17 protein-coding genes are annotated in these 20,755 nt (G+C 72.3%); 13 read left to right on the top strand and 4 right to left on the bottom strand.

Going from position 1 to position 20,755, the window contains the following annotated elements; translation table 11 throughout:
- Positions 1–119: 119 nt before the first annotated feature.
- From lpdA to ACZ5C2_RS04845, 6 genes are all read left to right on the top strand, one after another.
- Positions 120–1,508 (top strand): dihydrolipoyl dehydrogenase, encoded by a 1,389-nt coding sequence (lpdA, locus tag ACZ5C2_RS04870; RefSeq protein WP_468786576.1) that lies wholly within the window; start codon positions 120–122, stop codon positions 1,506–1,508.
- Between the two features lie 62 nt (positions 1,509–1,570).
- The gene (sucB, locus tag ACZ5C2_RS04865; RefSeq protein ID WP_468786574.1) at positions 1,571–3,436 is read left to right on the top strand and encodes a 2-oxoglutarate dehydrogenase, E2 component, dihydrolipoamide succinyltransferase; all 1,866 of its coding nucleotides are present in this window, start codon (positions 1,571–1,573) and stop codon (positions 3,434–3,436) included.
- A gap of 214 nt (positions 3,437–3,650) precedes the next feature.
- Positions 3,651–4,274, top strand: coding sequence for a GntR family transcriptional regulator (locus ACZ5C2_RS04860; protein WP_468786572.1), 624 nt, complete (start codon positions 3,651–3,653; stop codon positions 4,272–4,274).
- 439 nt (positions 4,275–4,713) lie between these two features.
- Positions 4,714–7,419 (top strand): pyruvate dehydrogenase (acetyl-transferring), homodimeric type, encoded by a 2,706-nt coding sequence (aceE, locus tag ACZ5C2_RS04855; RefSeq protein WP_468786570.1) that lies wholly within the window; start codon positions 4,714–4,716, stop codon positions 7,417–7,419.
- Between the two features lie 68 nt (positions 7,420–7,487).
- Complete coding sequence (locus ACZ5C2_RS04850) at positions 7,488–8,474, top strand: helix-turn-helix transcriptional regulator (protein ID WP_468786568.1); 987 nt, start codon at positions 7,488–7,490, stop codon at positions 8,472–8,474.
- Positions 8,475–8,866: 392 nt separating this feature from the next.
- Entirely contained in the window at positions 8,867–9,388 is a 522-nt protein-coding gene (locus ACZ5C2_RS04845) for a DUF4240 domain-containing protein (protein ID WP_468786712.1), read from the top strand.
- A gap of 324 nt (positions 9,389–9,712) precedes the next feature.
- Here the strand turns inward: ACZ5C2_RS04845 and ACZ5C2_RS04840 are convergent, their stop codons facing one another.
- Positions 9,713–9,907 carry a hypothetical protein gene (locus ACZ5C2_RS04840; protein WP_468786566.1) on the bottom strand — a complete coding sequence of 65 codons (195 nt, stop codon included), beginning with the start codon at positions 9,905–9,907 and terminating at the stop codon, positions 9,713–9,715.
- 33 nt (positions 9,908–9,940) lie between these two features.
- Positions 9,941–10,831: a peptidoglycan recognition protein family protein gene (locus tag ACZ5C2_RS04835; RefSeq protein ID WP_468786564.1), complete on the bottom strand. Its 891-nt coding sequence runs from the start codon at positions 10,829–10,831 to the stop codon at positions 9,941–9,943.
- 199 nt (positions 10,832–11,030) lie between these two features.
- Here ACZ5C2_RS04835 and ACZ5C2_RS04830 point away from each other — a divergent pair, with 199 nt between their 5' ends.
- The 3 genes from ACZ5C2_RS04830 to ACZ5C2_RS04820 all read left to right on the top strand — a co-directional run bounded on the left by ACZ5C2_RS04830 (position 11,031) and on the right by ACZ5C2_RS04820 (position 14,810).
- Complete coding sequence (locus ACZ5C2_RS04830) at positions 11,031–12,215, top strand: MarP family serine protease (RefSeq protein ID WP_468786562.1); 1,185 nt, start codon at positions 11,031–11,033, stop codon at positions 12,213–12,215.
- A 63-nt stretch (positions 12,216–12,278) separates the two neighbouring features.
- Positions 12,279–13,181 carry a TIGR01777 family oxidoreductase gene (locus tag ACZ5C2_RS04825; protein ID WP_468786560.1) on the top strand — a complete coding sequence of 301 codons (903 nt, stop codon included), beginning with the start codon at positions 12,279–12,281 and terminating at the stop codon, positions 13,179–13,181.
- Positions 13,182–13,406: 225 nt separating this feature from the next.
- Positions 13,407–14,810 (top strand): NAD(P)/FAD-dependent oxidoreductase, encoded by a 1,404-nt coding sequence (locus tag ACZ5C2_RS04820; protein WP_468786558.1) that lies wholly within the window; start codon positions 13,407–13,409, stop codon positions 14,808–14,810.
- Positions 14,811–15,131: 321 nt separating this feature from the next.
- On the opposite strand, the gene ACZ5C2_RS04815 is transcribed toward ACZ5C2_RS04820, so the two are convergent.
- On the bottom strand, positions 15,132–16,598 hold the full coding sequence (locus ACZ5C2_RS04815; protein WP_468786556.1) for a regulator: 1,467 nt from the start codon (positions 16,596–16,598) through the stop codon (positions 15,132–15,134).
- A 310-nt stretch (positions 16,599–16,908) separates the two neighbouring features.
- On the opposite strand from ACZ5C2_RS04815, the gene lipB reads away from it, so the two are divergent.
- The 4 genes from lipB to ACZ5C2_RS04795 all read left to right on the top strand — a co-directional run bounded on the left by lipB (position 16,909) and on the right by ACZ5C2_RS04795 (position 20,080).
- The gene (gene lipB, locus ACZ5C2_RS04810) at positions 16,909–17,706 is read left to right on the top strand and encodes a lipoyl(octanoyl) transferase LipB (RefSeq protein ID WP_468786554.1); all 798 of its coding nucleotides are present in this window, start codon (positions 16,909–16,911) and stop codon (positions 17,704–17,706) included.
- 153 nt (positions 17,707–17,859) lie between these two features.
- Positions 17,860–18,825 carry a lipoyl synthase gene (gene lipA, locus ACZ5C2_RS04805; protein WP_468786552.1) on the top strand — a complete coding sequence of 322 codons (966 nt, stop codon included), beginning with the start codon at positions 17,860–17,862 and terminating at the stop codon, positions 18,823–18,825.
- Between the two features lie 279 nt (positions 18,826–19,104).
- Positions 19,105–19,305, top strand: coding sequence for an SCO2195 family GlnR-regulated protein (locus ACZ5C2_RS04800; RefSeq protein WP_468786710.1), 201 nt, complete (start codon positions 19,105–19,107; stop codon positions 19,303–19,305).
- A 70-nt stretch (positions 19,306–19,375) separates the two neighbouring features.
- Positions 19,376–20,080 carry a DUF4191 domain-containing protein gene (locus tag ACZ5C2_RS04795; RefSeq protein ID WP_468786550.1) on the top strand — a complete coding sequence of 235 codons (705 nt, stop codon included), beginning with the start codon at positions 19,376–19,378 and terminating at the stop codon, positions 20,078–20,080.
- Positions 20,081–20,210: 130 nt separating this feature from the next.
- Here ACZ5C2_RS04795 and ACZ5C2_RS04790 read toward each other — a convergent pair whose 3' ends face one another.
- Entirely contained in the window at positions 20,211–20,681 is a 471-nt protein-coding gene (locus tag ACZ5C2_RS04790) for an RDD family protein (RefSeq protein ID WP_468786548.1), read from the bottom strand.
- Between the last annotated feature and the right edge of the window lie 74 nt (positions 20,682–20,755).

Below are 20,755 nucleotides of genomic sequence, written 5' to 3'. Positions count from 1 at the left end.
GAGGATAGGGCTCGGCAGGACAGGGCCCCACCCAAGGGCCGAGAACAATGAGCGGCCGGACACCAGCCGCCGACCGGTCACTGGAGACCGGCGTGGCGCACATGCATGGAGGACGTGACGTGGCGAACGACGCCAGCACCGTTTTCGACCTAGTGATCCTCGGCGGTGGCAGCGGTGGTTACGCCGCGGCGCTGCGCGGGGCGCAGCTGGGCCTGGACGTCGCCCTGATCGAGAAGGGCAAGGTCGGCGGTACCTGCCTGCACAACGGCTGCATCCCCACGAAGGCCCTGCTGCACGCGGGCGAGATCGCCGACCAGGCGCGCGAGAGCGAGCAGTTCGGTGTGAAGGCCACCTTCGAGGGCATCGACATGGCGGCCGTCCACAAGTACAAGGACGACGTGATCGCCGGCCTGTACAAGGGCCTGCAGGGGCTGATCGCCTCCCGCAAGGTCACCTACATCGAGGGCGAGGGCCGGCTGTCCTCGCCCACTTCCGTCGACGTGAACGGTCAGCGGGTCCAGGGCCGCCACGTGCTGCTGGCGACCGGCTCCGTGCCGAAGTCGCTGCCGGGCCTGGAGATCGACGGCAACCGCATCATCTCCTCCGACCACGCCCTGGTCCTGGACCGCGTGCCGAAGTCCGCGATCGTCCTGGGCGGCGGCGTCATCGGCGTCGAGTTCGCGTCCGCGTGGAAGTCGTTCGGCACCGAGGTCACGATCGTCGAGGGCCTCAAGCACCTCGTCCCGGTCGAGGACGAGAACAGCTCCAAGCTGTTGGAGCGCGCCTTCCGCAAGCGCGGCATCAAGTTCAACCTGGGCACCTTCTTCCAGAAGGCCGAGTACACCCAGGACGGCGTCAAGGTCACCCTGGCGGACGGCAAGGAGTTCGAGGCCGAGGTCCTGCTCGTCGCCATCGGCCGCGGCCCGGTCTCGCAGGGGCTGGGCTACGAGGAGTCCGGGGTCGCCATGGACCGCGGCTACGTCCTGGTCGACGAGTACATGCGCACCAACGTCCCGACCGTCTCCGCCGTCGGTGACCTCGTCCCGACGCTCCAGCTCGCGCACGTCGGCTTCGCCGAGGGCATCCTGGTGGCGGAGCGGCTGGCCGGTCTCAAGACCGTCCCGATCGACTACGACGGTGTCCCGCGGGTGACGTACTGCCACCCGGAGGTCGCCTCCGTCGGCATCACCGAGGCCAAGGCCAAGGAGATCTACGGAGCGGACAAGGTCGTCGCCCTGAAGTACAACCTGGCGGGCAACGGCAAGAGCAAGATCCTCAAGACCGCGGGCGAGATCAAGCTCGTCCAGGTCAAGGACGGTGCGGTGGTCGGCGTCCACATGGTCGGTGACCGCATGGGCGAGCAGGTCGGCGAAGCGCAGCTGATCTACAACTGGGAGGCGCTGCCGGCCGAGGTGGCCCAGCTCATCCACGCCCACCCGACGCAGAACGAGGCGATGGGCGAGGCTCACCTGGCGCTGGCCGGAAAGCCCCTTCACTCCCACGACTGACGCTCTCGGTCATCGGGCGCTACGACACAGACTTCCGCACTTTTAAAGGAGCAACCGAAACCATGGCGGTTTCCGTAACCCTTCCGGCGCTCGGCGAGAGCGTCACCGAGGGCACTGTCACCCGGTGGCTGAAGGCCGAGGGTGAGCGCGTCGAGGCCGACGAGCCGCTGCTCGAGGTCTCCACCGACAAGGTCGACACCGAGATCCCCTCTCCCGCTTCCGGCGTGCTGTCCTCCATCAAGGTCGCCGAGGACGAGACGGTCGAGGTCGGCGCCGAACTTGCCCTGATCGACGACGGCAGCGGCGCCCCCGCGGCCGCTCCGGCAGCCGAGCAGGCCCCGGCCGCCGAGCAGGCCGCACCGCCGGCTCCCGAGCCGCAGCCGCAGGCCCAGCCGTCCACCGAGCAGCCCGCCCCGGCTCCGGCGCCCAGCGCCGAGGCCGCGGCCGGCGGCGGTTCCGCCGAGGGCACGGACGTGGTCCTGCCCGCGCTCGGCGAGTCCGTCACCGAGGGCACCGTCACCCGCTGGCTGAAGTCGGTCGGTGACACCGTCGAGGCCGACGAGCCGCTGCTGGAGGTGTCGACGGACAAGGTCGACACCGAGATTCCCGCGCCCGCCTCCGGCACGCTGCTGGAGATCGTGGTCGGCGAGGACGAGACGGCCGAGGTCGGCGCCAAGCTCGCCGTCATCGGCGAGGCCGGTGCCGCGCCGGCCGCCGCCCCCGCCCCGGCCGCTCCCGAGGCCCCGGCGCAGCCCGCCCCGGCCCCGGCCGCTCCGGCTCCCGCCCCCGCCGCTCCGGCCCCGGCCCCGGCCCCGGCCGCTCCGGCTCCCGCCCCCGCCGCTCCGGCCCCGGCCCCGGCTCCGGCTCCGGCTCCGCAGCAGGCCGCTCCGGCTCCGGCCGCCCCGGCTCCGGCTCCGCAGCAGGCCGCCCCGGCCCCGGCTCCCGCCGCCCCGGCTCCGGCCCCGCAGGCGCCCGCGGCCGCCGCCCAGGCCACGGACGAGGGCGCCTACGTGACCCCGCTGGTGCGCAAGCTCGCCGCCGAGAACGGCGTCGACCTGTCCACCGTCAAGGGCACCGGCGTCGGCGGCCGTATCCGTAAGCAGGACGTGGTCGCCGCCGCCGAGGCGGCCAAGGCCGCCGCTCCGGCTCCGGCCGCCGCTGCCGCCGCGCCCGCCGCGAGGAAGGCCCCCGCCCTGGAGGCCTCCCCGCTGCGCGGCCAGACCGTGAAGATGCCGCGGATCCGCAAGGTCATCGGCGACAACATGGTCAAGGCCCTGCACGAGCAGGCCCAGCTGTCCTCGGTGGTCGAGGTCGACGTCACCCGTCTGATGAAGCTGCGCGCCCGTGCCAAGGACGCGTTCGCGGCGCGCGAGGGCGTCAAGCTCTCCCCGATGCCGTTCTTCGTCAAGGCGGCGGCCCAGGCGCTGAAGGCCCACGCACCGGTCAACGCCAAGATCAACGAGGCCGACGGGACCATCACCTACTTCGACACCGAGAACATCGGTATCGCGGTGGACTCCGAGAAGGGCCTGATGACCCCGGTCATCAAGAACGCCGGTGACCTCAACATCGCCGGTATCGCCAAGGCCACGGCGGAGCTGGCGGGCAAGGTCCGCGGCAACAAGATCACCCCGGACGAGCTGTCCGGCGCGACCTTCACCATCAGCAACACCGGTTCGCGCGGCGCGCTGTTCGACACGATCATCGTGCCCCCGGGCCAGGTCGCGATCCTCGGCATCGGTGCCACGGTCAAGCGTCCGGCCGTCATCGAGACCGAGGAGGGCACGGTCATCGGCGTCCGCGACATGACCTACCTGACCCTCTCCTACGACCACCGTCTGGTGGACGGGGCCGACGCGGCCCGTTACCTGACGGCGGTGAAGGCGATCCTGGAGGCCGGCGAGTTCGAGGTCGAGCTCGGCCTGTGATCCCGTGATCTCCGGCCGCTGACACGGTCGTACGGTGCCCCCGTCCGGAAGCCCCTGGTGGCTCCCGGGCGGGGGCACCGGCGTATGGGGTGTGTAAGTCTCGTCTCACCTGGGCGAAAGCGCCCCCGTGCACCCCTGCGGGGCGGGCGCACGGCCGTATTGTCTAATCGTCAAAGCCCCCCGGGGGCCCCTGGGCCCCGCTAAGGAGCCCCTCATGACCGCGCCCGTCGTCCACTCGCTGCGCGAACAGATCCGCGAGCACATCCTGGAAGGGATCATCAGCGGACGCTGGAAGCCGGGCGAGCGGATCGTGGAGCGGCGGATCGCGACGGAGCTGGAGGTCAGCCAGACGCCCGTACGCGAAGCCCTGCGGGAGCTGGAGTCGCTGCGGCTGATCGAGTCGGCGCCGAACAAGGGCGTACGGGTACGGAATCTGACGGCCGCCGATCTGGAGGAGAGTTACCCCGTCCGGGCCGGTCTGGAGGCGATCGCGGCGGAGCTGGCGGCGGAGCGGCTGGCGGAGGACTGCTCGGCGCTGGAGCCGCATGTCGCCGCGCTGTACGAGGCGGACCGGCTGTCGGACGGGACGGGGCAGGTGCGGCACACGGTGGCGTTCCACCGGGAGCTGGTGCGGGCCGCCGGGAACTCGGTGCTGCTGCACACGTGGGAAGGGCTGGGGATCGAGGTGTTCACCGCGCTGTCGATACGGTGGCTGGGGACGGTGCAGCAGTCGTACGCGGAGGAGCACGAGGAACTGGTGGCGGCGTTCCGGAGGCGGGATCCGTTGATCGCCGACCTGGTCAAGTCGCATGTACTGGGGTGCGCACCGCGGGCGTAGGGTTTCGCCCCGCCGCCCCTTCCCGCCCCTTCCCGCCCCTGGGGCCTCTCCGCCCCATACCCGTTCGCGCACGCGGCGGAGCCGCGCGTCGGCAGTGCCCCGCGTCCCTACAGGGCGCGGGGCACTGCGCGATCGGCCCACGGCGGCCCGCAGTCACCATCAGCCGAAACCACCCGTGCTCTTCCGCGCACACGCCCCGTCACCTGCGCAAACACCCCGACTGGACAGTCACCGCGTGCCACCGCCGGAGGCACCCCGTGCCGACTTTCTCGAGATCGAGAGATTTTCCCCCTCACCCCTTTGATCGATCATCGATCAGGGAGTTATGGTCGCCGTTGGGCTCTCACCCGAGCCCTCCGCCCTGTCCTGCCAAAGACCAAGGGCACCACCTGAACCCTTACCGATGAGGGAACCCCCTTCGACTGAGGAAGGCGGCGACATGACGACCGACCCCAACGCCATCCAGCCGAGCGAGCTGGACCAGCTCCCGGACCGTGACCCCGAGGAGACCGCCGAGTGGCAGGCCTCTCTGGACGCCGTCACCGAGGCGGCCGGGCCGCACCGTGCCGCGTACCTGATGCGCCGCACTCTGGAGCGCGCCGAGGGCGCCGGCATCGCGCTGCCAAAGCTCCTCGAGACCGATTACGTCAACACCATCCCCACCTCCGCCGAGCCCGCCGTGGACGGCGACGAGGCGATGGAACAGCGGATCACCGCCTGGAACCGCTGGAACGCGGCGGCCATGGTGACCCGGGGCAGCAAGTACGGCGTCGGCGGCCACATCGCCACCTTCGCCTCCGCCGCCTGGCTGTACGAGACCGGCTTCAACCACTTCTTCCACGGCAAGGAGGGCGACGGCTCGGGCGACCAGCTCTACATCCAGGGCCACGCCTCCCCGGGCATCTACGCCCGTGCCTTCCTCGACGGCCGGATCGGCGAGGAGCAGCTCGACAACTTCCGCCGTGAGGCGGGCGGCAACGGCCTGCCCTCGTACCCGCACCCGCGCCGTCTGCCCTGGCTGTGGGAGTTCCCGACGGTCTCCATGGGTCTCGGCCCGATCTCCGCGATCTACCAGGCGCGCTTCAACCGCTACCTGACCAGCCGCGGCATCAAGGACGTCTCCGACTCCCACGTGTGGGCGTTCCTCGGCGACGGCGAGATGGACGAGCCGGAGTCAACGACCGCGCTCACCCTCGCCTCCCGCGAGCAGCTGGACAACCTGACCTTCGTCATCAACTGCAACCTGCAGCGCCTCGACGGGCCGGTCCGCGCCAACTTCAAGATCGTGCAGGAGCTGGAGGCCCAGTTCCGCGGCGCCGGCTGGAACGTCATCAAGACGCTGTGGGGCACGGCGTGGGACGAGCTGTTCCGGCTCGACACCACCGGCGCCCTCGTACGCCGGCTGCGCGAGGTACCGGACGCGCAGGTGCAGACGTACCAGACACGTGGCGCCGCCTACATCCGCGAGGACTTCTTCGGCAAGGACCCGGCGCTCGCCGAGATGGCGAAGCTGCTGAGCGACGACAAGATCCTCGAGTGCTTCCACCTCTCGCGCGGCGGCCACGAGTCCCGCAAGGTCTACGCCGCGTACAGGGCCGCGCTCGCCCACAAGGGCGCGCCGACCGTGATCCTGGCGCAGACGGTCAAGGGCCACACCCTCGGCGACGGCTTCGCGTCGAAGAACGCCAACCACCAGATGAAAAAGCTTACGGTGGAGCAGTTCAAGGAGATGCGGGACCGGCTGGAACTTCCGGTCTCCGACGCGCAGTTCGTCGACGGCGTGGTGCCCTACATCCACCCGGGCACCGACTCCCCCGAGGTCCGTTACCTCCAGGAGCGCCGCGCCGCCCTCGGCGGTCCGGCCCCGGCCCGCCGCGTGCACCCGGTCGCGCCGCTGCCCCAGCCGGCCGACAAGGCGTTCGCCGCCTTCGACAAGGGCTCCGGCTCGCAGAACGTGGCCACCACCATGGCGTTCGTCCGCCTGGTCAAGGACCTGGTCCGCGACAAGGAGACCGGAAGGCGCTGGGTGCCGATCGTCCCCGACGAGGCGCGCACCTTCGGCATGGAGAGCCTCTTCCCGTCCCTCGGCATCTACTCGCCGATGGGCCAGACGTACGAGCCGGTCGACCGCGACCAGCTGATGTACTACAAGGAAGCGAAGAACGGCCAGATCTTCAACGAGGGGATCACCGAGGCCGGCGCCATGGCCGAGTTCGTCGCCGCCTCGACGTCGTACTCGACGCACGGCGAGACGATGATTCCGTTCTACATCTACTACTCGATGTTCGGCTGGCAGCGCACCGGCGACCAGATGTGGCAGCTCGGCGACCAGATGGGCCGCGGTTTCCTGGTCGGCGCCACGGCGGGCCGTACGACGCTGACGGGCGAGGGCCTCCAGCACGCCGACGGCCACTCCCCGGTCATCGCGGCGACCAACCCGGCGGCGCTGACCTACGACCCGGCGTTCGCGTACGAGATCGGTGTCATCGTCAAGGAGGGTCTGCGCCGGATGTTCGGCGAGGGCAGGCCCGGCGAGGACCAGGACGTCTTCTACTACCTGACGGTCTACAACGAGCCGCTTCAGCAGCCCGCCAAGCCGTCGGCCGCCGGTGTCGACGAGGGCATCGTCAAGGGTCTGTACCGCTTCAACACGGCGGAGTCCGCGGGACTGTCCCCGGCCGCGAACGCGCCGCGCGTCCAGTTGCTCGGCTCGGGTACGGCGATCCACTGGGCGCTGAAGGCGCAGCAGCTGCTCGCCGAGGAGTGGGGTGTGGCCGCCGACGTGTGGTCCGCCACCTCCTGGACCGAGCTGCGCCGCGACGCCATGGAGGCCGACGAGGCGCTGCTCCGCGGCGAGGAACGGCTGCCGTTCGTCCGGCAGGCGCTTCAGGGGGCCGAGGGCCCGGTGCTGGCGGTGTCCGACTACATGCGCCAGGTCCCGGACCAGATCGCGCAGTGGGTGGAGCAGGACTACTCGTCGCTGGGCGCCGACGGCTTCGGCCTGTCGGACACCCGTGACGCGGCCCGCCGCCACTTCGGTGTCGACGCCGAGTCCATCGTCGTCGCGGCCCTGGCCCAGCTGGCCCGGCGCGGCGAGGTCAAGGCGACGGCCGTGAAGGAAGCGCGCGGGAAGTACGGCCTGTAGGGGCTTGGCCGTGCAGGAGGTCCCCGCCGTGACCCGTCACGGCGGGGACCTCCTGCATGATGTGCCCCATGCGCGCTGCCCGATTGATCAAGATGGTGCTGCTGCTCCAGTCCCGCCCCTCCATGACCGCCGCCGAGCTGGCGCGGGAGCTGGAGGTGTCGGAGCGGACGGTCACCCGGGACGCACAGGCGTTGTCGGAGGCCGGGGTGCCGGTGTACGCGGACCGGGGGCGGATCGGCGGCTACCGGCTGGTCGGCGGGTACCGGACGCGGCTGACCGGGCTGGCACGCGGTGAGGCTGAGGCGCTGTTCCTGTCCGGGGTGCCGGGGGCGCTGCGCGAGATGGGGCTGGAGGACGCGGCCTCGGCGGCCCGCCTGAAGGTGTCGGCCGCCCTGCTGCCGTCCCTCCGGGACGCCTCCCGCACGGCGGCGCAGCGCTTCCACCTGGATGCCCCCAACTGGTTCAGCGAGCCGACGACACCCGAGCTGCTCCCGGCCGTGGCGGACGCCGTGTGGGACGACCGGCGCATCACCGCCCGCTACCGGCGCGGCACGGACGAAGTGGAGCGGGAGCTGGAGCCGTACGGGCTCGTACTCAAGGCCGGCGTCTGGTACCTGTGCGCGCGGGTGGCGGGGCGGGAGTCCTTGCCGGTGTACCGGGTCTACCGGATCGACCGCTTCACCGCGGCGGACGCGGGCGGGGAGCGGTTCGAACGCGCGGAGGAGTTCGACCTGCCGGCGTTCTGGGAGGAGCGGGCGGAGCAGTTCGCCCGCTCGATCCTGCGGGCGGAGGTGGTGGTGCGGCTCTCGGCGGAGGGCACGCGCCGGCTCCCGCATGCCGTGGATCCGCTGTCCGCGCGGGAGGCGCTGGCCCGGGCGGGCGAGCCGGACGAGGACGGACGGGTGACGGTGACCCTGCCGGTGGAGTCCGAGGACGTCGCCCATACGCAGCTGACGGCGCTCGGGGCGGAGGTCGAGGTCCTGGCACCGGCGGGCCTGCGGGACCGGTTCGCGGCGCAGGCAGCGCGGCTGACGGAGCTGTACCGGCCACGCTAGTGCGGGACGCCCGCCCCGGGAGGCACGCGGGCTGCGTCCCGTCCGCCCTCACCGGCACCGGGCCCCGTTCACCGCCGCCGGACCATCGGCCGCCGGACACCGTCGTCACCCGACGCGGGCGGTACGCCGGTGACACGACCGGCCGCGAGGCCCCGGCCCCTGCCCCGCGCTTCGCGCGACGCCGCGAGCGAGGGTCCCGAGGGCGGAACGCCCGGGGGGACGGGGGCGCGGGGCCAGCGCGAACAGGGGTCGGGAGGCGGAGCCCTCCGGGACGGGACCCGAAGGGGGCGGCGGGGACCGAAGAAGCCCAGGGGCGACGGAGCCGGCCGGAGGCGACGGTATGGCGCGCTGCGGGTGCGTCTGCGGTCCGCAGGGACGATGCTTGACGCGTGATGGACGAGACGGAGTTCTGGGAGCTGGTGGACGCGGCCCGGGAGGACGCCGAGGGCGACCCGGAGGAGCAGGCCGATCTGCTGGTGGAACGACTCCTGCGGCTGGACCCGGAAGCGGTCCTGGACTTCGCCCGTCACTTCGAGTCCCGCTACCACCGCGCCTACCACTGGGACCTGTGGGGCGCCGCGTGGGTGCTCCTCGACGGCGCGAGCGACGACGTCTTCGACTACTTCCGGTGCTGGCTGATCGGCCAGGGCCGCGAGGTCTTCGAGGGCGCGCTGCACGACCCGGACGCGCTGGCCGATCTCCTCGGCGACGACTTCGACGAGGAGATCGACGGTGACGGCGAGGACCTCGGCTACGCGGCGGACGAGGCGTACGAGCAGCTCACCGGGACGGTGGCACCCGACCTCGAGCTGCCCCCGGCCCCCACGGAGCCGGAGGGAACCCCGCTCGACTTCGAGAACGAGACGCTGCTCGCCGAACGCTATCCACGCCTCTGGGAGCGGTTCCGGGACTAGCGCGTTCCGGGCCGTCCCTCCGCGGCCTCTCCGGCGGCCTCTCCGGACGCATCTCCGGACGCATCTCCTGCGGATCGAGCCGGGCGGGGCAGCCGGCGGGCCCTTGAGGCATGCTGCAGGGTGGCCGCCGAGGCCGAGCCAGGAGGCAGCAGCCGGGGCCGGGGTGCCGCCCCCGCCTTCCGCACCGTGGAGGAGGATCTGGGCAGCACCGCTTCTCCGGTGTGATCCGCATGGTGTCCCTCACTCATGTGACCCGTGGCCCCCGTGATGCACGTGATCCGCCGGACGGATCCCCGGCCGCGCACGGCACGCGTCCCCGGGCGGTCACAGACGCCGGCGCGGGCTCGGCGTGTGGCGCAGGGGTGCGGCGTTGGCCTGCATGAGGGCGGACGCGGTGTGGGCCGCCGGGCCCAGCACGACGGCCGCCGCGGCGCACAGTGCCGTCCAGGGGCGGCGCAGGGTGTCCGCCCAGGTGGTACTTCGGGCCCAGGTGGTACTTCGGTCAGGGGTGTCGCTCATGGGTCTGCTCTTCGTTCTGTGTGACGTTCTGCTTCAGGGCGTCGCGTAGGTCGTCGGGGTGTCCTTCCAGGTGGCCTGCCGTGCGGTGTCGCGGCCCTGGATGCGGGCCGCGAGGGTCCTGATGTCGGGGAGGCGGGCCTGCAGGGCCGCGCCCGGGCAGCTGGTCATGTAACCGTCGCTGTGCCCCGCGACCGCGTGCAGCGTGGCGGTGGTGCCGGCCTCGTAGCGGCTGCCGCCGTTGCTGGAGACCAGCCGCACCTCGGCGCGCGGGTCGGTGCCGGACGTGCCGAGCTTCCAGGCGGACAGTGCGGCGATCGCGTCCAGCATCCCGGTCGGTACGTCCGCGCCGTCCGTGAAGGTGCCGAGGGCCGCGATACCGGTGGTGCGGTGGTTGAAGCCCTGGGTGTGGGCGCCGGTGACGGGACGGTCGGTGCCGCCCGCGCGGCCCTCGTAGATGGTGCCGCAGCGGTCGACGACGAAGTTGTAGCCGAGGTCGTCCCAGTCACGGCCGAGGGTCTGGCCCTCGTACAGGCCCTTGATGATGCCGGGAGCGTCCGCGCAGTCGTAGCCGTTGGGCGAGTCGGTGTGATGGACGAAGACGGCGACGACCTCGTCGTCGTAGCGCGGTGGCGGCTGTTCGCGGGCGCCGTCGCCCAGCCAGACCGAGCGCGGCACGATGGGCGGCCGGGGCGCCTGGAAGGCGGGCACGGTCCGTGCGGCGGCGGCGGCGGAGGCGGCGTCCGCGGACCCTGCGGCCCGCTCGACGCCGTAGGCGCTCAGCACCAGGGCGACAGCGGCGGCCAGGCCGGGCAGACAGCCGAGGGCCACCCTGGCGGCTCCGGGCAGCCGGGGGGAGCCGGGCCCGCCGGGTATCCGGGGGGAGCGGGGCTTCCGCGCTCCGCGCGAACGTCTCGGGACACGCATGGTCTCACTGTGGGTCCGTTCGGCGGGGTCCGCGATATGTGGTGTGCCACCCGGTGGAACCATCGCCTCGGTCCGTGACGTTTTCCCCGGTACACGCGCGTGTGGCCGCATTCCGGCGGCCGTCCCGGCGCGAGGCTGATCACCGGGCCCCTCCGCCCCGTATTGATGGGTCGGTGGCTCCGAGAAGAAGGCGGTGCGCGTGGACCTGCTCGACATCCTGCTGTTGCTGGTCGTCCTGGGCTACGCGGCGTCCGGATACCGGCGCGGGCTGCTGGCCGGCTGTGTCTCGCTGGCCGGTTTCGTGGGCGGTGCGGTGATCGGCGTGTGGATCCTGCCGTGGGTCATGGACCTGGTGACGGCGGGGACGACACGGGCGACGGTGACGGCCGTGTTCACGGTGCTGCTGCCCGCCGTGGTGGGCCATGAGCTGGCGGGGCGGCTGGCGCTCAGGCTGCGGCGGGAGCTGGACCGCGGTCCGCTGCGGGTGGCGGACGGGATCGGCGGCGCCATGGCCAACTCGGTGGCCGTGCTGATCGTGGCGTGGGTGGTGGCGAGCGTGCTGGGCGCGTCCTCCTCCCCGCTGGTGACGTCGGCGATCCGGGATTCCCGGCTGCTGGGCACGGTGCAGGACGTCATGCCGGACACCACGCCGGGCTGGTTCTCCGGAGCCACCTCCGCGCTGACCGAGGCGGGTTTCCCGCAGGTGTTCAACCCGTTCGAGAACGAGTCGACCGCCGAGGTCGCCGAGCCCTCCGGCGACAGCGTCACCGCGGCCGCGACCCGCGCCGCGCAGCGCAGCACGGTGAAGGTCGAGGGCGTCACGGGCACGCAGGGCCGCGAGGGCAGCGGGTTCGTGTACGCGCGGGAGCATGTGATGACCAACGCCCATGTGGTGGCGGGCATCGACGAGCCGACCGTGCGCGTGGGCGGGGTCGGACGGACGTACGAGGCACGCGTGGTGCTCTTCGACCCGCAGACGGACGTGGCCGTCCTGTACGTGCCGGATCTTCGGGCGCCGGTGCTGCGGTTCGACGACGACGCCGGGCGCGGCGATTCGGCGGTCGTCGCCGGATATCCGCAGGACGGCGCCCTGAACCTGCAGGCGGCGACGGTGGCGGGCCGGCTCCAGGCCAGGGGCCAGAACATCTACAACGACGCGACGGTCACCCGCGAGATCTACTCGGTCCGCTCCACCGTCCGTCCCGGCAACTCCGGCGGCCCGCTGCTGACCACCGACGGGCGGGTGTTCGGCGTGGTGTTCGCGCGCTCCACCACGGACGCGGAGACCGGCTACGTCCTGACGGCGGGCGAAGTCGCGGACGACGCCGAGCGCGCGGCGGACGCGACGGCACCGGTGGACACGGGTGATCCGGTGACCTCGTAGGACACCACCGGATCGGACGCGGCCCAGCCGTGATGTCGGTGCCGGGAGGGCAGGATGGACGCCATGGAGCGTTCACGCATCGCGGTGGCCGGGGCGTCCGGACTGATCGGTAGTGCCCTGGTGCGGTCCCTGACGGCGGACGGGCACACGGTGGTCCGGATGGTACGGGGTGCGCCCCGGGCGGCGGACGAGGTCGGGTGGGACGCGGAGCGGGGGACCGTGGACGCGGCCGGGCTCGCCGGGTGCGACGCGGTGGTGAATCTGGCGGGGGCGGGGGTCGGCAGCCGGCGCTGGACGGACGCCTACAAGGCGCGGATCCGGGCCAGCCGGGTGCGGGGCACGACCGCGCTCGCCGAGGCCGTCGCCGGGCTGCCCGAGGACGTACGGCCCCGGGTGTTCCTGAACGGCAGCGCGATCGGCTACTACGGCGAGACCGGTGACCGGACGGTGGACGAGAGCGCGCCCCCGGGCGAGGGCTTCCTGCCGCGCCTGTGCGTGGAATGGGAGGCGTCGGCGGCGCCCGCGCGGGACGCGGGCGTGCGGACGGTGTTCGCACGCACCGGTCTGGTGGTGGCGCGCGGGGGCGGGGCATGGGGCAGGCTGTTCCCTCTCTTCCGGGCCGGTCTGGGCGGACGGATGGGCGACGGGCGCCAGTACTGGTCGTTCATCGCGCTGCACGACGAGGTGTCGGCGCTGCGCCATCTCCTGGACACCGACGGGCTGTCCGGCCCGTTCAATCTGACCGCTCCCCATCCGGTGACCAACCGTGAGATCACCGAGGCGATGGCCCATGTGCTGCACCGGCCGGCGGTGTTCGCGGTTCCGGCGCCGGTGCTGCGGAAGGTACTGGGCGAGATGGCCGGGGATGTGCTGGGCAGCGCCCGGGTGGTGCCGGCGCGACTGCTGGAGTCGGGCTTCCGGTTCGCGTTCCCCCGGATCGAGGGGGCGGTGAGGGCGGCGCTGTGAACGTACGCGACCGCATCCAGACCGAACCGTTCCGGCACTGACCTCCCTACGACCACATTGTGCCCGTACGACGTACGTATGCGACCGCCGTGCGCCCGTGCACTGCCCGTGCGCGACTGACCCGGTGACCGATCGCCGCCCTAACCTCGTCCAGAACTCGGGTATTCCTGGCGCCTGTTGGGGGCATGACGTCTCCAGCGCCCGCGCAACCTCGAGGAGGGGCACGTGCTTGAGCCCACGTACCAGGCGGACGTCGTCGTCGTGGGAGCCGGGATCGCCGGGCTCTCCGCGGCGCGACGACTGACCAGCGCAGGAGTCAGCACCGTCGTCCTGGAGGCAGCCCATGAGGTGGGCGGTCGCATGGCGACGGAGAAGGTCGACGGCTTCCGGCTCGACAGGATCGGACGGTTGCTGTCCACGGCGTATCCCGAACTACGGCTGACGCCGGGTCTCGACGGGCTGGCCCTGCGGTCCTTCGACCCCGGCGTCCTGCTGCACAGCGACGGACGGCACCATCGCGCGGGCGTACAGCCCGGCGCACGGGGGGCGCGCGGCGCACGGGGCGCGCTCCATGCGGTCCGTGTCCTCGCGAGCGCCCCCCGGCCGGGGTCGGGCCCCAGAAGGCCGGTGGCCGTGCCCGGACGGCAGGTGTCCGTGCCCCGCAGCCGCAGCGGCGCTCCGCTGGGCACGGCGGTGGACCAGGCCCGGCTGGGGGCCGCGCTGACCAGGCTCGCGGGCACGCCCGTCGAACGGCTGCTGGCCCGGCCCGAACTGCCCGCCGCCGAGGCGCTGGTGGCCCGGGGCCTGCCCGCCCGCACCATCGACGGATTCCTGCGTCCCCTGCTCGCCGCCCTGTTGTGCGACCCGGACCTGACCACCTCCAGCCGGTGCGCGGACCTCGCGCTGCACGCGTTCGCGAGCGGGCGGCTGTGTCTGCCGGAGGGCGGCGCGGAGGCGCTGCCTCAGCAGTTGGCGCGGACGCTGCCGCCGGGCACGGTGCGCACGGGCGTGCGGGTCACGTCCGTGTCGACGACCTCGGTGACCACCGCGGAGCACGGCGAGTTCCGTTGCGGCGCGGTGCTGGTCGCGACCGGCGCGCGGGCCGCCGCCGAGCTGCTGCCGGGGTTGCGGGTGCCGGGCTTCCACCCGGTGACGGTGGTGCACCACACGACCGACGAGCCGCCTGCCACCGGCGCCTCGCTGCTGCTGGACGCGGACCGGGGCGGGCCGGTCGCCCACACGGCGGTCGTCAGCCGGGTCGACCCCTCCCGTGCGCCGGCCGGCCGCACCCTGGTGACCTCGACGGTCCTGGGGCCGGCGACGCCGGGGGTCGACACCGCCGTACGCATGCACCTGGCGCGGCTGTACGGGGTGTCCACGGCACGGTGGGAGACGCTGGCGGTGCGCCATACCGCGGACGCGGTGCCGGCGATGCGGCCGCCGCACGACCTGCGGCGGCCGGTGCGGTTGCTGGCGGGTCTGTACGTCTGCGGTGACCACCGGGACACCGGGTCGGTACAGGGGGCGCTGCACTCGGCGCGCCGGGCCGCGGCCGCGCTGGTCGCGGACCTGGGCATGAACCGTTCGCTGCATACGGCGGATCCGGTGCCGACGGCTCACGCGGCATGACCCTGCCGGGTGGCGGTGGTGGCCTTGCTCGGCCCCCGCGCTCGGGGGTGCGTTGCTGATTGGAGACGGGTCACGCACCCCCGGCACCGCATGGGGTGCCCCGCGTGCGGCGGGGAGGGGACGGGGCGGCTGTGGCCGCCCGCAGCGGCTGGCGCGTCCGCGCCCTTGGCCCCTCCGGGCGACACCATCGCGCCGGTCCGAGGACGGTCACCCCCGACGCGGCCCCGGCCCCACCCACCGGCATGGGGCGCACCCAGGCCCTCGTCCCGCCCGCAGCCGCGTCGCAGGCCTCAAACCCGCGCCCCACCCCACCGGCAGGTGTCAGCCGTGGGCCGCGACCCTGTTGCGGTAGGTGCGTACGGGTGCCGCGTCGCGGTAGGGCTCCAGTTTGCGTTCAAAGTCGCGGACGTACTCCAGCGCGCGGACCGAGCGCATCTCGGCTGCCTGCCCGGCGGCCTCCGCGGCCAGCTGACACGCCTGGTCGAGTTCGCCGAGGCCCAGACGCGCCGTGGCCAGGACCATCCGGCAGAACAGCCGGCTTCGGGCGTACCCCGGCGCCCGCAGGTGCAGCGAGCGCTCCGCGTGCTGGGCGGCCGCGCGGAACTGCTGAAGGTCCCGGTGACAGTGCCCGAACTCGTCTGCGAGCTGGGCCTCGTCGAAGAGGCGCGCCCAGTGCGGCACCTCGTCACCGGGCCGGACGCCCTCCAGCGCGCGCTCGGCGCGCACCAGCGCGGCCGTGCAGGCCCGCACCTCCCCCAGCACCCCGTGCCCGCGCGCCTCTGCCGCGTGCAGCAGCGACTGCACGGCGGGCGGCGCGGAGCCCCCCGCGCCCTGCTGGGCCACCCGTGCGAGCTGCACCGCCTCCCGCCCGTGGCCGAGGTAGACGGCCTGCCGGCTCATGGTGACCAGGACGTAAGCGCCGTACGGCCGGTCCCCCGCCGCCTGCGCGAGCCGCAGCGCCTGCACGAAGTAGCGCTGGGCGAGCCCGTGCGCGGCGATGTCGTACGACGTCCACCCGGCCAGCCGGGTCAGATCCGCAGCGGCCGCGAACAGCCGGCGCCCGGTCTGCTCACCGTAGGTGCCGCGCAGCATCGGCTCGCACTCGTGCTCCAGGTAGCGCACGAGCGCCTGGCGGGCGTGCCCGCCCCCGTACGCGTCGTCCAGGGTCCGGAACAGCTCGCCGACCGACCGCAGCGCGGCGATGTCGCCGCCGGTCACCCGCTGCCCGGGCCCGCGTTCTGCCGTACCGCCGCGCCTGCGGGCGAGGAGTTCGGCCGGCGTCACGGCCCGGGCCGGGAGGCGGTTCTGGGCGGGCACCCGCACCGGCGGCTCCGCCCGTGCCACCTTGTCGTCGGCCCGCCCGATGAGCCAGTCCCGGCTGGGCACCACCAGACCCGCCGAGGTGAAGGCGATCTTGCGCAGCTCGGCATGGCTGCCGGAGTCCTTGCGCCACAGCCCGCTGACGATGTCGACCGCTTCCTCGGGGGTGGCGGCGAACTCCAGCCCCGCGTAGACGGGCGCACAGGCGTCCAGGCCCAGGTCCTGGGCGCTCAGGCGACGCCCCAGGCGCCGGGTGAAGACCTCGGCGATCAGCGCCGGCGTCGTACCGCGCGGCTGCTGCCCGCGCAGCCAGCGCGTGACGGAGGTCTTGTCGTATCTCAGGTCGAGCCCGTGTTCGAGACCGAGCTGGTCCACGCGACGGGCGAGTCCCGCGTTGGAGAACCCCGCTTCTGCGATGAGCGCGGCGAGCTGTCGGTTGGGGGTGCGCTGCGCGGGTCGTTCCGTCATCTGCGGTGCGGTCTCCTGCCTTCCGGCTACGGATGTGCCCGGATTGCCTGTGAGCTGCCCTTATGGCCTCATGAACGGCGTGAATGTAGCGGAGAGTGAGCACCCGATAGCGGACTTCGACCGGCATTCATCCGATCGTGTGAGGATTGACCCGGAAGCTGACGCAAGCGCCACGCGACAGCTGCTTCACCGACCGGACCGACTGCCAGACCGACTGCCGGACCGACTGCCGGTCGAGGGTCCGCCGAACGGTCGTACAGTGGCGTGGGCGCGTTTCGCGCCTGACGACCTTCTAGGGAGGCGCTTCGCCGTGAGTGAGTTGCGGTTCGTCCGGATGGGCTTCGGGGCCGGGGCCGTCGACTATCAGCAGGCCTGGGACGAGCAGCGCCGGGTGCACGCGGCCCGGTTCGCCGACGAGGTGCCCGACACCGTCCTCCTCCTGGAGCACCCTCCGGTCTACACGGCCGGCCGCCGCACCGAGGCGAGTGAGCGCCCCCTCGACGGCACCCCGGTCGTCGACGTGGACCGCGGCGGCAAGATCACCTGGCACGGCCCCGGCCAGCTGGTCGGCTACCCCATCCAGAAGCTGCCCCGCCCGGTGGACGTGGTCGCCCACGTCCGGCGCCTGGAGGAGGCCCTGATCCGCACCTGCGCGGAATTCGGCCTGGAGACCACCCGGATCGAGGGCCGCAGCGGGGTGTGGGTGCTGGGCGACCCGGTGGAGCGGCGCCCGGCGCTCGGCGGGCTCTCCCTGGACTTCGACCCCCGGCTGCACGACGAGGAGTTCGACCCCCGCCTCAACGGCCCGGAGTACGCGCCCTCCAACGCCGGCCAGCGCCGTGAGGACCGCAAGATCGCCGCGATCGGCATCCGCGTGGCCAAGGGCGTCACGATGCACGGCTTCGCGCTCAACGTGAACCCCGACAACAAGTGGTTCGACAAGATCATCCCGTGCGGGATCCGCGACGCGGGCGTCGCTTCCCTGGCGAACGAGCTGGGCCGCGACGTGACGATCGACGAGGTGCTGCCGGTCGTGGAGCGCCACCTCCGGGACATCCTCCAGAACGCCGATCTCAAACCGCGGGAGATCGAGAGAACGCCGGCATAAAGGCCACCTGCCGGGCGTTGGACGTCACGGGCGGGCAGGCCGTGGCGAGGACCGGAGGCGGCCGCCGTCGGAAGGCCGACACCCTCGCCGGGCATTCAAAACCACGGGCGTACGCTTGAGGACGCCGAAGAATCAATCGCTAGGGAGCCGGTCGTGTCCGCAGTCGCACCCGACGGACGCAAGATGCTGCGCCTGGAGGTCCGCAACAGCCAGACCCCCATCGAGCGCAAGCCCGAGTGGATCAAGACCCGGGCGAAAATGGGCCCCGAGTACTCCAAGATGCAGAACCTGGTCAAGAGCGAGGGACTGCACACGGTCTGCCAGGAAGCCGGCTGTCCCAACATCTACGAGTGCTGGGAGGACCGCGAGGCCACCTTCCTCATCGGTGGCGACCAGTGCACCCGGCGCTGCGACTTCTGCCAGATCGACACCGGCAGGCCCGAGGCGCTCGACCGTGACGAGCCGCGCCGTGTGGGTGAGTCCGTGGTCACCATGGACCTGAACTACGCCACCATCACCGGCGTCGCCCGCGACGACCTGGAGGACGGCGGCGCCTGGCTGTACGCCGAGACCGTGCGCCAGATCCACGCGCAGACGGCGGACCGCGCGGACGGCCGCACCAAGGTCGAGCTGCTCGCCCCCGACTTCAACGCGGTACCGGAGCAGCTGGCGGAGGTCTTCTCCTCCCGGCCCGAGGTCTTCGCGCACAACGTCGAGACGGTCCCCCGGATCTTCAAGCGGATCCGCCCCGGCTTCCGCTACGACCGCTCCCTGAAGGTCATCACCGAGGCCCGCGACCACGGCCTGATCACCAAGTCCAACCTGATCCTCGGCATGGGCGAGACCCGCGAGGAGGTCGGCGAGGCGCTGAAGCAACTGCACGACGCCGGGTGCGAACTGGTCACCATCACCCAGTACCTGCGGCCCTCCGTGCGCCACCACCCCGTGGAGCGCTGGGTGAAGCCGCACGAGTTCGTGGAGCTGAAGGAGGAGGCCGAGCAGATCGGCTTCTCCGGTGTGATGTCCGGGCCGCTGGTCCGCTCCTCGTACCGGGCCGGCCGGCTTTACCGGATGGCCATCGAGAAGCGTGGCGCCTACGTGGCCTCCCAGGCCGTCTGAGGCGGACCCCAAGCGGCCCGGCAGGGCATCGTCCGGAGCGGCGCCGACAACGTGTGAATTCACGCACAAGGCCCTACCAGTCAGTAATGGCTCAGAGAACGCGGTCCCGACCGTCCTCGCAGATGAGGGCACAGGTCGGGACCGCGTCGGCTTTCCAGGGCGGGCCTCCGGGCTTCACGCCTGTTTGACCGGCCGGTCACGTCCTGGTAACACCAGTCAGTGAGCCTGGAATCACAGCACGTACACCCCTACCCGCCCGCACTGAGGGAGACCTCCACCATGCAGGCCGCGCCCGTCCGCGCCACCGCCATCCCGTCCTTCTCCACCGCACTGCGCGCCGTGGAGTCGCTGCTGATGAGCGGTGGTCAGCGCACCGCCCGCCGCAACGCCTGGACCTCCGTCCTGGAGGACCGCCGTCGCGCCAAGGACCGGGTCGAGACCCAACTCGTCCTCGACCGGACCGTGACCACCCGCCCCTGAACCCCGTCCGGACCCGTCCACCCCGGCACTGCCGTCGAAGGCGCTCCGGGGGGCACGTAGACTTCATGGCATGGCGAGGAAGGAAACCGCAGCGGACGCTGCGAACCCCGGGCGACTGAAGCAGATCGCCCTGACCTACAAGATGACCCGCAGGGCCGACAAGAAGATCGGTCTTGTACTCGCGGCTGTCGGAATCGTCACCTTCGGTGTCTTCCTCGCGATCGGTTTCTTGATCGGGCACCCCATCTATCTCGGCATCCTGGGCTTCCTGCTCGCCTTCCTCGCGACGGCGATCGTGTTCGGGCGCCGGGCCGAGCGAGCCGCCTTCGGGCAGATGGAGGGCCAGCCGGGCGCCGCCGCGGCCGTGCTCGACAACATCGGCCGGGGCTGGACGACGACCCCCGCGGTGGCGATGAACCGCAGCCAGGACGTGGTGCACCGCGCGGTCGGCAAGGCCGGCATCGTGCTGATCGCCGAGGGCAACCCGAACCGGGTGAAGAGCCTGCTGGCCGCCGAGAAGAAGAAGATGAACCGCATCGTCGCGGACGTCCCGGTGCACGATCTGATCGTGGGCAGGGGCGAGGGCCAGGTCGAGCTGAAGAAGCTGCGCACGACCATGCTCAAGCTCCCCCGCGTGCTCTCCGGACCGCAGGTCACCGCGACCAACGACCGGCTGCGCGCCCTGGGTGACCTGATGAGCAACATGCCGCTCCCCAAGGGCCCGATGCCCAAGGGCATGAAGCTCCCCAAGGGCAGCGGCCCGCGCGGCCGCTGAACACTCCCACCTCTTCGCGGATACGACGACGGGGGCGCCGGAATCACTTCCGGCGCCCCCGTCGTCGTATCCCGTCAGCAGCGGATGTCAGCCGGGCCGTGCGGGCCGGACCGCACCCCGACCGACCGGCTCAGATCCGCACCTCGACCGTGCGGGCCAGCCGGTCGTGCAGACCGCGCCCGTCGCGGTCCCAGATGAGGGCGGGCACGGCGAGGCACAGCAGGGCCGAGCGCACCAGCCCGCGCAGCGGCTGGACCCGGCCGGAGTCGAGGCCGACGACCCGCAGCCCGAACAGACGCTTTCCCGGGGTGAAGCCCACCGTGCCGACGGTGAGGACGCCCAGCACGAGGAACACCAGCAACGCCCAGTTGCCGGTCGTCCGCGCGTCGTAGCCGTCGGTGATCAGACCGTATGCGATCAGCATGCACAGACCCCAGTCCACGGCGAGGGCGCCGAGCCTGCGGCCGGGACGTGCGATCGAGCCCGGTCCGTCCTCCGGCAGCCCCAGTTGCTCGCCCCGGTACCCGAAGTCGGCCCCGGCGTCCTCCATGGCCGCGCGCGGCCCGGAGAGCCATGATCCGATTACTTGCCTGTTGTCCACCCGTCCACGGTACTGCGCACGGATATGACCACAGGACGGCGGGGTGCGTCAGGGCTACCGTGGGAGAGGGGCCG

The sequence above is a fragment of the Streptomyces sp. NPDC031365 genome, from assembly GCF_055569765.1.
This window is presented reverse-complemented; position numbering and strand designations above follow the sequence as displayed.

Coding starts and splice junctions, on each gene's coding strand:
- sucB (WP_468786574.1), top strand. CDS start 1,571: ATGGCGGTTTCCGTAACCCTTCCGGCGCTCGGCGAGAGCGTCACCGAG.
- ACZ5C2_RS04860 (WP_468786572.1), top strand. CDS start 3,651: ATGACCGCGCCCGTCGTCCACTCGCTGCGCGAACAGATCCGCGAGCAC.
- aceE (WP_468786570.1), top strand. CDS start 4,714: ATGACGACCGACCCCAACGCCATCCAGCCGAGCGAGCTGGACCAGCTC.
- ACZ5C2_RS04850 (WP_468786568.1), top strand. CDS start 7,488: ATGCGCGCTGCCCGATTGATCAAGATGGTGCTGCTGCTCCAGTCCCGC.
- ACZ5C2_RS04845 (WP_468786712.1), top strand. CDS start 8,867: ATGGACGAGACGGAGTTCTGGGAGCTGGTGGACGCGGCCCGGGAGGAC.
- ACZ5C2_RS04840 (WP_468786566.1), bottom strand. CDS start 9,907: ATGAGCGACACCCCTGACCGAAGTACCACCTGGGCCCGAAGTACCACC.
- ACZ5C2_RS04835 (WP_468786564.1), bottom strand. CDS start 10,831: ATGCGTGTCCCGAGACGTTCGCGCGGAGCGCGGAAGCCCCGCTCCCCC.
- ACZ5C2_RS04825 (WP_468786560.1), top strand. CDS start 12,279: ATGGAGCGTTCACGCATCGCGGTGGCCGGGGCGTCCGGACTGATCGGT.
- ACZ5C2_RS04815 (WP_468786556.1), bottom strand. CDS start 16,598: ATGACGGAACGACCCGCGCAGCGCACCCCCAACCGACAGCTCGCCGCG.
- ACZ5C2_RS04800 (WP_468786710.1), top strand. CDS start 19,105: ATGCAGGCCGCGCCCGTCCGCGCCACCGCCATCCCGTCCTTCTCCACC.
- ACZ5C2_RS04795 (WP_468786550.1), top strand. CDS start 19,376: ATGGCGAGGAAGGAAACCGCAGCGGACGCTGCGAACCCCGGGCGACTG.